The 14744-nt window shown below is 63.6% G+C and carries 10 protein-coding genes; 8 read left to right on the top strand and 2 right to left on the bottom strand.

Features of this window, described 5'->3' with window-relative positions; translation table 11 throughout:
- The first annotated feature begins 206 nt into the window (after positions 1-206).
- Positions 207-650: an Hsp20 family protein gene (locus ACN6NG_RS21780; RefSeq protein ID WP_019473804.1), complete on the top strand. Its 444-nt coding sequence runs from the start codon at positions 207-209 to the stop codon at positions 648-650.
- A gap of 61 nt (positions 651-711) precedes the next feature.
- Here ACN6NG_RS21780 and ACN6NG_RS21775 read toward each other — a convergent pair whose 3' ends face one another.
- Together ACN6NG_RS21775 and ACN6NG_RS21770 are read right to left on the bottom strand one after the other, a co-directional pair.
- The gene (locus tag ACN6NG_RS21775; RefSeq protein WP_063425013.1) at positions 712-4008 is read right to left on the bottom strand and encodes a PAS domain S-box protein; all 3297 of its coding nucleotides are present in this window, start codon (positions 4006-4008) and stop codon (positions 712-714) included.
- 61 nt (positions 4009-4069) lie between these two features.
- Positions 4070-4948, bottom strand: a complete 879-nt coding sequence (locus ACN6NG_RS21770; protein ID WP_016500871.1) for a LysR family transcriptional regulator — start codon at positions 4946-4948, stop codon at positions 4070-4072.
- Positions 4949-5079: 131 nt separating this feature from the next.
- Here ACN6NG_RS21770 and leuC point away from each other — a divergent pair, with 131 nt between their 5' ends.
- The 7 genes from leuC (at position 5080) to ACN6NG_RS21735 (ending at position 14655) form a co-directional block, all read left to right on the top strand.
- The gene (gene leuC / locus ACN6NG_RS21765) at positions 5080-6513 is read left to right on the top strand and encodes a 3-isopropylmalate dehydratase large subunit (RefSeq protein WP_016500870.1); all 1434 of its coding nucleotides are present in this window, start codon (positions 5080-5082) and stop codon (positions 6511-6513) included.
- A complete protein-coding gene (gene leuD / locus ACN6NG_RS21760; protein WP_063425015.1) occupies positions 6510-7154 on the top strand; it encodes a 3-isopropylmalate dehydratase small subunit in 645 nt (214 codons plus the stop codon). The genes leuC and leuD overlap by 4 nt, the downstream gene beginning before the upstream one ends.
- A gap of 147 nt (positions 7155-7301) precedes the next feature.
- A complete protein-coding gene (locus ACN6NG_RS21755; RefSeq protein ID WP_063425017.1) occupies positions 7302-8066 on the top strand; it encodes a class I SAM-dependent methyltransferase in 765 nt (254 codons plus the stop codon).
- A gap of 54 nt (positions 8067-8120) precedes the next feature.
- Positions 8121-9203: a 3-isopropylmalate dehydrogenase gene (gene leuB, locus ACN6NG_RS21750; protein WP_063425019.1), complete on the top strand. Its 1083-nt coding sequence runs from the start codon at positions 8121-8123 to the stop codon at positions 9201-9203.
- Positions 9204-9266: 63 nt separating this feature from the next.
- Complete coding sequence (gene asd / locus ACN6NG_RS21745) at positions 9267-10379, top strand: aspartate-semialdehyde dehydrogenase (protein WP_019473016.1); 1113 nt, start codon at positions 9267-9269, stop codon at positions 10377-10379.
- A gap of 446 nt (positions 10380-10825) precedes the next feature.
- Positions 10826-11830: an aspartate-semialdehyde dehydrogenase gene (locus ACN6NG_RS21740; RefSeq protein WP_049272861.1), complete on the top strand. Its 1005-nt coding sequence runs from the start codon at positions 10826-10828 to the stop codon at positions 11828-11830.
- A gap of 71 nt (positions 11831-11901) precedes the next feature.
- Complete coding sequence (locus ACN6NG_RS21735) at positions 11902-14655, top strand: motility hub landmark protein FimV (protein WP_474316147.1); 2754 nt, start codon at positions 11902-11904, stop codon at positions 14653-14655.
- The last annotated feature ends 89 nt before the right edge of the window (positions 14656-14744 follow it).

Raw genomic sequence — 14744 nt, 5'->3', positions numbered from 1 at the left:
TTCGCGGGTGAACCCGCTCCCACAGGTAATGCACAGCCCTGTAGGAGCGGGTTTACCCGCGAAGAGGCCATCAGACCCCGTGCGAAAAAGAAGATTTTTTTAAATCTCCCCTTGAAAGCTTTTCCCATGGCCATATCTCTTGAGTACGCGATGCCGAAGTCGGGTCGCGCAATGACTTACTTGCTGAATCTCAGGAGTTTATGACCATGACTACCGCTTTCTCTCTTGCTCCACTGTTCCGCCATTCCGTTGGTTTCGACCGTTTCAACGACCTGTTCGAATCCGCGGCACGTAATGAGGCCGGTAGCAGCTACCCGCCCTACAACGTGGAGAAGCATGGTGAGGACCACTACCGCATCGTAGTTGCAGCAGCTGGATTCCAGGAGCAGGACCTCGACCTGCAGGTCGAGAAAGGTGTCCTGACCGTGACCGGTGGCAAGCGCGACAACGGTGCGGCGGAAGTGACTTACCTGCATCAGGGTATCGCGCAACGCGCCTTCAAGCTGTCGTTCCGCCTGGCCGACCATATCGAAGTGAAAGCCGCCGGCCTGGCCAACGGCCTGCTCAGCATCGACCTGCTGCGCATCGTGCCTGAAGAAGCCAAGGCCAAGCGCATCCCGATCAATGGCGACAAGCCAGCGCTGAACTGATCACGCTGCAATGAAGAAGGGCACCCTCGGGTGCCCTTTTTTGTGCTCGGCTGCATCTGCTTCAGTAGTCTGCCGGCGCCTCCAGCAACAGTTTGCGAAACTCCGGCAACGGCAACGGCCGGCTGTGCAGGTAACCCTGGTACAGGTGACAGCCCAGCTGTTCGAGAAACTCAAGTTGCTCGGTCAGCTCCACCCCCTCGGCAATCACTGCCAGGTCCAGGCTGCGGGCCATGGCGACAATGGCGCGGACGATTTCGGCGTCGTTGGGGTCGATCGGTGCATCGCGCACGAAGGTCTGGTCGATCTTCAGCGCATCGACCGGCAGGCGCTTGAGGTAAGTCAGCGACGAATAGCCAGTGCCAAAGTCGTCCATGGCGAAACTTACCCCGTAACGCTTCAGTTCGCGCATCTTGCTGATGGTGTCTTCCAGGTTCTGGATGACGATGCCTTCGGTGATCTCCAGCTTGAGCATGTGCCGAGGCAGCCGGTAATCGTCCAGGCTGCGCAGCACGCGCTCGACAAAGTTGTTCTGGCGGAACTGTCGCGGGCTGATGTTCACGCACAGGCTGAAATCATCCGCATCGATCAGGCCGTCGGTCAGCATGCGTGCACAAGCATCGCAGGCTTCATCCAGGATCCAGCTGCCAACTTCCAGGATCAGGCCGCTTTCCTCCAGCACCTGAATGAACTGTGCGGGCGGCTGCTGGCCCAGTTGCGGGTGGTGCCAGCGCAGCAGCACTTCGGCGCCGACGATACGGTTGTCGCGGGCATCCACCTGCGGCTGGAAGTGCAGCGCCAGTTCGCCACGGGCCAGGGCAAGGCGCAGGTCGTTTTCCATGCGCAGGCGCTCGCTGGCAGCTTTCTGCATGGTGGTGTGGAACAGCTGGGTGGTGTTGCGCCCGGAGTCCTTGGCCCGGTACAGGGCGATATCGGCACGCTTGAGCAGATCGGCCGGGGTGGTGCCGTGGTCGGGGATCAGCGCCACGCCGATGCTGGGCGTTACCTGCAGGCGCTGGCCATCCAGCGACATCGGTTCGGCGAGCAGTTCACGCAGGGTGTCGGCCAGTTCACGGACTTTTTCCTCCACCAGCTCACGGCTGCCCTCCAGGCCGCTGAGCAGTACCACGAACTCGTCGCCACCCAGGCGGGCCACGGTGTCCTCCAGGCGCACACTGGCTTCCAGGCGGGCGGTGATGATCTTCAGCACCGTGTCGCCCACCGGGTGGCCCAGTGAGTCGTTGATGTGCTTGAAGTGGTCGAGGTCGAGGAACAGCAGGGCGCCGCGCAGGTTATGGCGCTTGAGCAGGGCGATCTGCTGGCTCAGGCGGTCCATCAGCAGGGCGCGGTTGGGCAGGTTGGTCAACGGGTCGTGATAGGCCAGGTGGCGGATCTGCGCCTGGGCGTTCTTCAGCTGGCTGACGTCGCGGGCAGTCAATAGCAGGCAGTCGACTTCGTTGAGGGTGATCGGCTCGACAGAGACTTCAACGGTGAGGATATCGCCGCGCTTGTTACGGCCGAGCATTTCCCGGTGATGCACCCGGCCGCGGTCGCGCAATTCGGCCAGCAACGCGCTGCGCTGCTTGTCGTCGGCCCAGATACCGATTTCGTACACCGTGTGGCCGACCACATCCGCGGCGCTGTAGCCGGTCAGGCGGCAGAAGCCGTCGTTGATTTCCAGGTAACGGCCGCTGTGGCGTTCGGTGATGGTGATGGCGTCGGGGCTGGAGTGGAAGGCCTTGGCAAACTTCTCTTCGCTGGATTTGAGCGCCGCCTCGGCGCGTTGCTGCTGGGTGATGTCGCGCAGGGTGGTAACGCTGCAGGGCTGGTCGTCAACGGTGATCAGGCGGCTGGAGATCACGCAGGTCAACGGCGCGCCGTTGCGGTGGTTGACCACCACGGCGACGTTGCTCAAGGCCTGTTCGCGGATCACCCGCTCGATACGTTGCGCACGCTCGATGGACTCGGCCCACAGGCCGATTTCCTCGGCGGTGCGGCCGATCACCTGGCCGCTGTCCCAGCCAAAGGTCTGGCTGAACGCCGGGTTGATCTCGATGAACTGGCCGGTGTCCTGGCGGGTCACGCAGATCGGGTCGGGGCTGACCTGGAACAGGCTGGCAAACTTCTCTTCCGAGGCGCTCAGGCGCTGCTCGCGCTCTACCTGGTCGGTGATGTCGAGCAGGGTGCCGGCCATGCGCAGCGGGTTGCCCTGCTCGTCGCGGTACAGCCGTGCACGGCTTTCGATGTAACGCGAAATGCCGCTTTCCAGCTGGACCCGGTAGGTGATCTGGTAGTTGCCGGCGGGCCCTTCGCGCAGGCTGCGGTAGGCCTGGCGCATCGAGTTGCGTTCCTGCTCTGGCACCCCCTCGAAAAACGCATCGAACGATTCGTGAAAAGGGGTGGGCGGCAGGCCGTGCAGCTGCGCGGCGCGGGCCGAGCCGTAGAGCATGCCGCTGGGGATGTGCCAGTCCCAGGTGCCCAGCTGCGCCGAGTCCAGGGCCAGGTCCAAGCGCTCCTGGCTGTCCTTCAGCGCCTGCTCGGCGCGCTTGCGTTCGGTGGTGTCGACAAAGGTGCTGATCAGGAAGGTGACGCCCTCCAGTTCGATGCCCTGGGTGCACAGGATGCCGTCGTGCACCTTGCCGCTGGAGGCACGGAACTGCACCTCCATGATCAGCGGGCCGCCGCTGGCGCGGGTCGACTCCATCACCTGGTGGCGCTGTTCGGGGTTGACCCACAGGCCCAGCTCGAGGCTGGTCTTGCCTATTACCTGGCTGCCCGGCCAGCCGAACATGTCTTCGAAGTGCTGGTTGACCTCGAAGATCATGCCGTCGTGGCGGCGGGTGAGAAGAATGGCGTTGGGGCTGAGGTGGAACAGGGTGGCGAAGCGCTTTTCCGAATTGATCAGCGCTGTTTCCCGTTCGCGCTGGCGGGTGATTTCGCGGATCACCCCGATCATTTGTGGCCGGCCATGCTGGTCGTGGGTCAGGCTACCGTTGATCTCCAGCCAGTGCAGGCTACCGTCCGGCCAGCGAATACGGTGGCGCATGGCCTGTTCCACCGGCTCGCCGTTGAATACCGCCTGGAATACCTGGCGCGTGCGTGCGCGGTCTTCCTCGGGCAGCAGGTCGAGGTAGTCGACATCGGCGGGCAACGGCCGCTGCGGGTCGAAGCCGAACAGGGCCTGGGTGCCCCGTGACCAGCTTACCCGGCCGCTTTCGATATCCCATAGCCACGCCCCCAGGCGCGCGCCGTTGAGCGCGGCCAGCAGTTGTGGGGCGTTTTGCCAGGCCTGTTCCGACTCTTGGGGATCGGCCGCTGGGATACGCGGCAGGCGCAAAAAGCGGTTTGCTGATTTGGGCATCGGTACCAGACCTTTGGCGTATGACGCGTCCTTGAATTGGAAGTACCGGGCTGACGGCGGGTCAGGCGGGCCCTGCGTGGCTGTCGAGCAGGGCCATGAATGCCCTGGCCGCGTTCGATAGCGTTCGCTCCGTATGCAGAATGTAGCCTAGCTGGCGCGACAGCTGTATGCCGGGCAATGCGATGGGTGCAACCTGTTCGTCGAGCATGGTGCGCGGCAATACGCTCCAGGCCAGGCCGATCGACACCATCATCTTGATGGTTTCCAGGTAGTTGGTGCTCATGGCGATGTTCGGCGTCAGGCCCTGGCTTTCGAACAGGCGCTGGACGATATGGTGGGTGAAGGTGTTGCCGCCAGGGAATACCGCCGGGTGGCGGGCGACATCCGCCAGGCTGACCTCATGGTTGTTGGCCAGCGGGTGCTCGGGGGCGGCGACGAAGTCCAGGGCGTCGTCCCACACCGGCACGGCTTTGACCAGGTGATGCGGGTCGGGCGCCAGGGTGATCACGGCAATTTCGGCGCGGCCATGCAGAATTTCGTCGTAGGCCTGTTCGGAATCCAGAAACTGAATATCCAGCGCCACGGCCGGGTACTGGCGGGTGAACGCCCGCAGCAGCGGCGGCAGGCGGTGCAGGCCGATGTGGTGGCTGGTGGCCAGGGTCAGACGACCGCTCACGGCCCCGGTCAGATTGGTCAGCGCCCGTCGGGTATCATCAAGGACATTGAGGATCTGGTAGGCCCGTGGCAGCAGGGCGCGCCCAGCCTCGGTCAAAGTCACCTCGCGGCCCAGGCGGTCGAACAGCCTTACACCCAGTTGCTGCTCCAGCCCGGCGATGCGTTTGCTGATGGCCGGCTGGGTCAGGAACAGCCGTTCTGCGGCCCCGGAAAAGCTGCCGGTTTCGGCAATGGCGATAAAGGCACTGAGGTTGGCCAGGTCCATGTAGTCCTATTCCTTTGGGTTATCCAAAGCATAAAAATTATGAATTTGAGTTATTCAATCTAACCCCCTAGCATCGTCCGTACAAGCCAAGGGGTCTTTGGCATAGAAAGACGCTGATGAGGAACAGTCTGATGGCTGGCAAAACGCTCTACGACAAACTCTGGGAAGCCCATGAGGTCAAGCGCCGTGATGACGGCTCGTCCTTGATCTACATCGACCGCCACATCATCCACGAAGTGACGTCGCCCCAGGCCTTCGAAGGCCTGCGCCTGGCCAACCGCAAACCGTGGCGCATCGACACCAACATCGCCACCCCCGACCACAACGTGCCGACCACGCCAGAGCGCAAGGGCGGTATCGAGGCCATCGTCGACCAGGTGTCGCGCCTGCAGGTGCAGACCCTTGACGAAAACTGTGACGAATACGGCATCGTCGAATTCAAGATGAATGACGAACGCCAGGGCATCGTCCACGTCATCAGCCCGGAGCAGGGTGCCACCTTGCCTGGCATGACCGTGGTCTGTGGCGACTCGCACACTTCTACCCATGGCGCCTTCGGTGCCTTGGCCCACGGCATTGGCACCTCCGAGGTCGAGCACGTGCTCGCCACCCAGTGCCTGGTCGCCAAGAAGATGAAGAACATGCTGGTGCGCGTGGAAGGCCAATTGCCTGCCGGCGTTACCGCCAAGGACATCGTCCTGGCCGTGATCGGCAAGATTGGCACCGCCGGTGGCAACGGCCACGCCATGGAGTTCGCCGGCAGCGCCATCCGCGAATTGTCGATGGAAGGCCGCATGACCATCTGCAACATGTCCATCGAGGCGGGCGCCCGTGTGGGCCTGGTGGCCACTGACGCCACCACCGTTGCCTATGTCGAAGGCCGCCCGTATGCGCCGAAGGGCGAGCAGTGGAAGCAAGCGGTCGAGTCGTGGAAAGACCTGGTGTCGGATGACGATGCAGTGTTCGACACCGTGGTCGAGCTGGATGCCAGCCAGATCAAGCCACAAGTCAGCTGGGGCACCTCGCCCGAGATGGTGTTGGCCGTCGACCAGCGCGTGCCGGACCCGGCTGCCGAAGCCGACCTGGTCAAGCGTGGTTCGATCGAGCGTGCCTTGAAGTACATGGGCCTGACCGCCAACCAGGCGATCACCGATATCCAGCTGGACCGCGTGTTCATCGGCTCGTGCACCAACTCGCGTATCGAAGACCTGCGCGCCGCAGCCGAAATCGCCAAGGGCCGCAAGGTAGCCGCTACCGTCAAGCAGGCCATCGTCGTGCCGGGCTCGGGCCTGGTCAAGGCCCAGGCCGAGCGCGAAGGCCTGGACAAGATCTTCGTCGAAGCCGGTTTCGAATGGCGTGAGCCAGGCTGTTCGATGTGCCTGGCGATGAACCCGGACCGCCTGGAGAGCGGCGAGCACTGCGCGTCCACCTCCAACCGCAACTTCGAAGGCCGTCAGGGCGCCGGTGGTCGTACCCACCTGGTCAGCCCGGCCATGGCGGCCGCTGCCGCGGTGACCGGCCACTTCATCGATGTCCGCGAGTTGATCCAAGGGAGCGCAGCATGAAAGCCTTTACCCAGCACACTGGCCTCGTCGCGCCGTTGGACCGTGCCAACGTCGACACCGACCAGATCATCCCCAAGCAGTTCTTGAAGTCGATTAAGCGCACAGGTTTTGGCCCCAATCTGTTCGACGAATGGCGTTACCTGGACGTGGGCCAGCCGTACCAGGACAACAGCAAGCGCCCGGTCAACCAGGATTTCGTGCTCAACCACGAACGCTACCAGGGGGCCAGCGTGTTGCTGGCGCGGGAGAACTTCGGTTGCGGCTCCAGCCGTGAGCACGCCCCGTGGGCACTGGATGAGTACGGCTTCCGCAGCATCATTGCGCCGAGCTTTGCCGACATCTTCTTCAACAACAGCTTCAAGAACGGCCTGTTGCCGATCATCCTCAGCGATGAAGAAGTGGACGAGCTGTTCAAGCAGGTTGAAGCCAACCCGGGTTACCAGCTGACCATCGACTTGCAGGCGCAAGCGGTGACCCGCCCGGATGGCAAGGTGCTGCACTTCGAAATCGATGCATTCCGCAAGCACTGCCTGCTCAACGGCCTGGACGATATCGGCCTGACCCTGCAGGACAGCGATGCGATCAAGGCCTTCGAAGGCAAGCACCGCGCCGGGCAGCCTTGGCTGTTCCGTGATGCCTGAGTGATGTAGGTGAGTTTGCTGGCCTCATCGCCGGCAAGCCAGCTCCCACAGGGTCACCGCAGGTCTGAATACTGTGGGTTTCCTGTAGGAGCTGGCTTGCCGGCGATAGGGTCAGTAGAGCTAACCCAAAACCTAAAGGATCCAGACATGACCAGCACCCAACATACGGACGTGGTCCAGCGCCAGTTCGGCGAACAGGCCAGCGCCTACCTCAGCAGCGCCGTGCACGCCCAGGGCAGTGAATTCGCCCTGCTGCAGGCCGAGCTGGCAGGGCAGGCCCATGCCCGTGTGCTGGACCTGGGCTGCGGTGCCGGTCATGTCAGTTTCCACGTCGCCCCGCTGGTTGCCGAAGTGGTCGCCTACGACCTTTCGCAATCCATGCTCGACGTGGTCGCCAGCGCCGCCGCCGATCGCGGCCTGGCCAATATCACCACCGAGCGCGGCGCCGCCGAACGCCTGCCGTTCGCCGATGCCTCGTTCGACTTCGTCTTCAGCCGCTACTCGGCCCACCACTGGAGCGACCTGGGCCTGGCCCTGCGCGAAGTACGCCGGGTGCTCAAGCCAGGCGGCGTGGCAGCGTTCATCGATGTGATGTCGCCGGGCAGCCCGCTGCTCGACACCTACCTGCAAACGGTCGAAGTGCTGCGCGACACCAGCCATGTGCGCGATTACTCCGCCGCCGAATGGCAGCGCCAGGTCAGCGAAGCCGGCCTGCATGTGCGCAGCCACACGCGCCAGCCGCTGCGCCTGGAGTTCACCAGCTGGGTCGAGCGCATGCGCACCCCCGAGCCGATGCGCGTGGCCATCCGCCAATTGCAGCAAGCCATGGGTGAAGAAGTACGGCAGTATTACCAGATAGAGGCCGATGGCTCGTTCAGCACCGATGTGCTGGTGTTGTGGGCCGAGCGTTAAGCACTTTTCGGTGGGGCCCGTCTGGCCGCACCGCGTGAATGGATAGAGGAAAGCATGAGCAAGCAGATTCTGATTCTCCCAGGTGACGGTATCGGCCCGGAAATCATGGCCGAAGCGGTCAAGGTGCTGGAACTGGCCAACGATAAGTTCCAGCTCGGCTTCAGCCTGGAGCACGACGTGATCGGTGGCGCGGCCATCGACAAGCACGGCGTGCCGCTGGCCGACGAAACCCTGGAGCGTGCGCGCAAGGCCGATGCCGTGCTGCTGGGCGCCGTGGGTGGCCCGAAGTGGGACAAGATCGAGCGTGACATCCGCCCGGAGCGCGGCCTGCTGAAAATCCGTTCGCAACTGGGCCTGTTCGCCAACCTGCGCCCGGCCATCCTCTACCCGCAACTGGCCGATGCCTCGTCGCTGAAGCCGGAAATCGTTTCGGGCCTGGACATCCTCATCGTCCGTGAGCTGACCGGTGGCATCTACTTCGGTGCCCCACGTGGCCAGCGCGAGCTGGAAGGTGGCGAGCGCCAGGCCTACGACACCCTGCCGTACAGTGAAAGCGAAGTGCGCCGCATCGCCCGTGTCGGCTTCGACATGGCCCGCGTGCGTGGCAAGAAGCTGTGCTCGGTGGACAAGGCCAACGTCCTGGCGTCCAGCCAGCTGTGGCGTGAAGTGGTCGAAGACGTGGCCAAGGACTACCCGGATGTCGAACTGAGCCACATGTACGTCGACAACGCTGCCATGCAACTGGTACGTGCACCCAAGCAGTTCGACGTGATGGTGACCGACAACATGTTCGGTGACATTCTGTCGGATGAAGCTTCCATGCTGACCGGTTCCATCGGCATGCTGCCTTCTGCGTCGCTGGATGCTGACAACAAGGGCATGTACGAGCCGTGCCACGGCTCGGCGCCGGACATCGCCGGCCTTGGTATCGCCAACCCGCTGGCGACCATCCTGTCGGTGTCGATGATGCTGCGTTACAGCTTCAATCAGTCGGTCGCCGCCGAAGCGATCGAGAAGGCGGTGAGCCTGGTTCTGGACCAGGGCCTTCGCACCGGCGACATCTTCTCTGAAGGCTGCCGTAAAGTTGGTACGCAGGAAATGGGCGACGCAGTAGTCGCAGCGCTGCGGAATCTGTAATCTCTCTGGCCCGCCACCCACAATTCCCGGTGGCGGCCCACTTTTAGCAAAGGTGTAGTTGCGATGAAACGTGTAGGTCTGATCGGTTGGCGCGGTATGGTCGGTTCCGTGCTCATGCAGCGGATGCTGGAGGAGCAGGATTTCGACCTTATCGAGCCGGTGTTCTTCACTACTTCCAACGTGGGTGGTCAAGGCCCGAACGTGGGCAAGGATACAGCGCCGCTCAAGGACGCGTATTCGATTGAAGAACTCAAGACCCTCGACGTTATCCTGACCTGCCAGGGCGGCGACTATACCAACGAGGTCTTCCCCAAGCTGCGCGAAGCCGGCTGGCAGGGTTACTGGATCGATGCTGCCTCGTCCCTGCGTATGCAGGATGACGCCGTGATCGTCCTCGACCCGGTCAACCGCAAGGTCATCGACCAGCAGCTGGACGCCGGTACCAAGAACTACATCGGCGGCAACTGCACCGTCAGCCTGATGCTGATGGGCCTGGGTGGCCTGTTCGAAGCCGGCCTGGTGGAGTGGATGAGCGCCATGACCTACCAGGCAGCCTCGGGTGCCGGCGCGCAGAACATGCGCGAGCTGATCAAGCAGATGGGTGCCACCCACGCTGCCGTTGCCGATGACCTGGCCAACCCGGCCAGCGCCATCCTCGACATCGACCGCAAGGTTGCCGAGGCCATGCGCAGCGAAGCCTTCCCGACCGAGAACTTTGGCGTGCCACTGGCGGGCAGCCTGATCCCGTGGATCGACAAGGAACTGCCGAACGGCCAGAGCCGTGAAGAGTGGAAGGCCCAGGCCGAGACCAACAAGATCCTCGGCCGCTTCAAGAGCCCGATCCCGGTCGACGGCATCTGCGTGCGCATCGGCGCCATGCGTTGCCACAGCCAGGCGTTGACCATCAAGCTGAACAAGGATGTGCCGATTGCCGACATCGAAGGCATGATCAGCCAGCACAACCCTTGGGTGAAACTGGTGCCGAACCAGCGTGAAATCAGCATGCAGGAACTGACCCCAACCAAGGTCACCGGCACCCTGAACATTCCGGTTGGCCGCCTGCGCAAGCTGAACATGGGCTCGCAGTACCTGGGCGCTTTCACCGTGGGTGACCAGCTGCTGTGGGGCGCTGCCGAACCGCTGCGCCGCATGCTGCGGATTCTGCTGGAGCGTTGATCGTTCTGCTTTGACTAAAAACCCGCGCTGGCGACAGCGCGGGTTTTTTTTGAGTGTTCGCCACAGCATTTTTAGTGCCGGTGAGATCGAGCGCCGCCCGCGCGGCGCATCGCGACGCAAGGCCGCTCCCACATTTGTTTCGGGCCAGTCCATCCTGCGCCAGGCGCGCGCGACCGCCTTGTATGTACGACGCGATATCGATGCATGCGCCAAGGCGTACGCGCGCGAATCCCACAGGAATAACTGGCCCAAAACAAATGTGGGAGCGGCCTTGCGTCGCGATGCGCCGCGCGGGCGGCGCTCGATCTCACAAACACGGCAAATCCCAAGCCATCCCCGCTAGCCCTCACGCAACCCACAGCGACGAAGATACGGCCAGCACAGACAAACTCCTACAATCCGAGTAAAGTGCCGCCCCCGCCGTTTTCTGCAAGAGGATCCCTACCATGACACACCCTTTGGACATCGCCGTCGTCGGCGCCACCGGCAGCGTCGGTGAAGCCTTGGTGCAGATCCTCGAAGAACTGGCGTTCCCGGTCGGCACATTGCACCTGCTGGCCAGCATGGAGTCGGCAGGCAGCAGCGTGATGTTCGCCGGCAAGAAGCTCAAGGTGCGTGAAGTGGACAGCTTCGACTTTGCCCAGGTCAAGCTGGCCTTCTTCGCCACTGGCGCCGCAGTCAGCCGCAGCTTCGCCAGCAAGGCGCTGCAGGCGGGCTGCACGGTCATCGACCTGTCTGGTGGCCTGGACGACGCCCTGGCCCTGGTGCCTGAGGCCAACGCAGAGCGCCTGGCCGGCCTGACGCTGCCGGCGCGCATCGTCAGCCCATGCTCGGCCGCGGTTGCCGTGGCGGTTGCGCTGGCACCGCTCAAGGGTCTGCTGGACATTGAACGGGTGCAGGTGATGGCGTCGCTGGCGGTGTCCGCGCAAGGCCGCGAAGCGGTCAGCGAACTGGCCCGGCAAACGGCCGAACTGCTCAATGCCCGGCCACTGGAGCCGCGTTTCTTCGACCGCCAGGTGGCATTCAACCTGCTGGCCCAGGTGGGGGCCGCCGATGAGCAAGGCCATACAGCGCCGGAGCGCCGCCTGGTCAGCGAGTTGCGCGTGCTGCTGGGCATGCCTGAATTGAAGATCTCCGTGAGCTGCGTTCAAGTCCCGGTGTTTTTCGGCGATAGCTTCAGTGTGGCCGTGCAGAGCCGTCGCCCGGTCGACCTGGCAGCGGTCAACCAGGCACTGGAGGCAGCTGATAGTGTCGAACTGGTGGAACGTGATGATTATCCGACCCCGGTCGGTGACGCAGTGGGCCAAGACGTGGTCTATGTTGGTCGTGTACGTCACGGTGTTGATGAAGACCAGCAGCTCAACCTCTGGCTGACCACCGACAACGTGCGCAAAGGCGCCGCGCTCAACGCCGTGCAAGTGGCACAATTGTTGATTAAACAGATGCCGTAAAAGATACTGGCGAGCACTTTTGTCCTGCTCTGCTTGCAGGTTTCGGGACGATTCATACAAGGGAAGAGGTCATGCTTCGAATTCGCAAACTGGTTCTGGCCATGGCTGCAGCATCCGCGCTGTCGTCTGGCATGGCGAATGCGCTGGGCCTGGGGGAGCTGACCCTGAAGTCGGCACAGAATCAGCCGCTGGACGCCGAGATCGAATTGCTCGACGTGCGCGACCTCAAGGCCGCCGAAGTGGCGCCAAGCCTGGCGCCACCGGAAGAGTTCAGCAAGGCCGGGGTGGCGTTTCCGACCTACCTCGAAGACCTGACCTTCACACCGGTGATCAACCCCAACGGCAAGAGCGTGCTGCGGGTTACCTCCAGCCAGCCGCTGCCGGGGCCAGTGGTCAAGTTCCTGGTCCAGGTGATGTGGCCGCAGGGCCGCCTGCTGCGCGACTACAGCGTGCTGCTTGACCAGGCCAAGGCCCAGGGCGACAAGCCAGCAGCAGGCAATGTCACACCGGCCACAACCGGTGCCAGCAGCTACACCACCCAGCGCCGCGACACCCTGTGGCAGATTGCGGCGCGCAACACCCAGGGTGGCTCGATCCAGCAGACCATGATCGCGATCCAGGCGCTGAACCCCGACGCCTTCATCGGCAACAACATCAACCAGCTGAAAGTTGGCCAGGTACTGCGCCTGCCCGACCAGCAGCAGATCCAGAACATTGCCCAGGGCGAGGCAAACAGCGAGGTGGCCGAACAGTATGCCGCCTGGCGTGAAGGCCGCCGCCTGGGCCCGCGTGCCCGCCAGCTCGACGCTACCCGCCGTGGCGCCGCCGAAGCTGCCCCGGCGCGCATCGCCCAGGGTGACAACCTGCGCCTGGTAAGCCCGGGTAACCAGACCGCTGCCGGCCAGGCCAAGGCACTCAACGACAAGCTGGCCGTGGCCCAGGAAAGCCTGGACACCAGCCGCCGCGACAACGACGAACTGAAAAGCCGCATGACCGACCTGCAGAGCCAGCTGGACAAGCTGCAGCGTCTGATCGAGCTGAAGAATGACCAGCTGGCGCGCCTTGAAGCCCAGGGTGCAACCGCCCCGGCGGTGGCTGGTGCTGCTCCGGCCCAGCCGGCGGCAGCCGCTCGGCCCGCGGTCGAGCCTGCACCAGCTGCGGTCGATACCGCGCCCGAGCCGGAGCCAGCCGCCAATCAAGCGCCAGCCAGCCAGCCGGGCAGTGCACTCGACCAGATCATGGGCAACCCGTGGCTGCTTTGGCTGATTGCCGGCTCCAGCATCCTGGTGCTGGCGTTGCTGCTGTGGTTGCTGGCGCGCAAGCGCAAGGCCCAGCAAGAAGCTGAAAAGCACCTGCGCATGGCGCGGGCGCTGGAAGAAGAGCAAGCCCCAGGTTTTGACACCGATACCGAGAGCCTCGACGGCGTCGAAGTCTCGGAGCCGAGCGTGACCCTGTCGCCAGCTGTGGTCGCAGCTTCGGCTGCCGCTGCTGTTGCTGCGGAGAAAATGGCAGCCCCAGCCGCCGAGGCAGAACTCGAGATCGAGCCGTACGCAGACCCGCACGCCGCGCTGTTGGCCGAAGTCGATCAATGCCTGGCCGAGGGCCGTCTGAACCGCGCCACCGAACTGCTGGAGCCCGCTGTGGCCGCCGCGCCAGAGCGTGACGACCTGCGCCTGAAACTGATGGATGTGTACGCCCGCCAGGGTGACCAGAGCGCGTTCGCCGAACAGGAGCGCAAGCTGCCGGCCAGCGAGCAGAACACTGCCCAGGTTGCCGACCTGAAAGAGCGCTACCCGGCCATGCTTGGCCTGGCCGCGGCCGGCCTGGGTGCGGCGGCACTGGCTGCCGAAATGGATGAGCAGTACGTGCAGGAGCTGCTGCACGACGAGCCTGAGGCGCCGGTGGTTGCCGATGTGGTGCCTGACGAGGTGCCTGAGTTCGCGCCAGAGGCAGACGCTGAGCCGGAGGTTTTGGCGCAAGCAGAGCCTGAAGCCGAGCTGGACGCCTTCGAAGAAGTGCCAATCCTTGATGCACCGGGTCTGGATGAACCGGACCTGGACAGCGACTTTGACCTGAGCCTGGGTGAAGACCTGCCGGAAGAAGATCCGCTGGCAGCGCCGTTGCTGGACGAGCCGGCGGCACAGGAACCTGTACCCGACGAGCTGGTAATTGCCGAGCCTGTGCTGGATGAGCCAGCGCTGGAAGAGGCTCAGCCAGAAGAGCAGCCGTTTGCCGTGGATGCCGAACTGCAAGCCGACGCCGACGCTGATTTCGAGGCCATGCTGGCCCAGGCAGAGCCACAGCCTGCCGTGGACCTGTCCGATTTCGACCTCGATGTCACTGAGCCGGTTGCCCCGGCCGCCCCGCAAGCGGTGGAAGAGGCCCCCGTGGACATCGCCGCTGAACTGGCTGTCTTCGACAGCGTGCCGGAGTTTGACCCGGTTTCCGAGTTCGACATGCCGTCGGACTTCGACCTGTCACTGTCGCTGGACGACGATTCGCCGGCCGCCAAAAGCTTTGCCTCGGAGCTGGACGACGTCAACGCCGAGCTGGACAAGCTGTCGCAGAGCCTCGAATCGCCATCGCTGGAGCCGCACTTCACCAGCGAGGACGCGGTTGCGCAGCCTGAGCCGGAGCCCTTGGACGACCTGGACTTCGACTTCTTCTCCGGCAGTGACGAAGTAGCCACCAAGCTCGACCTGGCTCGCGCCTACATCGACATGGGCGACAACCAGGGCGCGCGCGACATCCTTGATGAAGTAGTCAAGGACGGCGACGACACCCAGCGCCAGGAAGCCGAGGACATGCTCTCTCGCCTGGTCTGAGGCTGGCGCCTGTGGGAGCGGCCTTGTGTCGCGATAGGGCCGCATAGCGGCCCCAGGATTTCAGCCACTCAGCTAGCATCGCTGGGGCC

The sequence above is a fragment of the Pseudomonas sp. TSO6 genome (assembly GCF_056098905.1).
The sequence above is the reverse complement of the archived record's forward strand: the minus strand, read 5'-3'. Positions and strand labels throughout refer to the sequence as shown.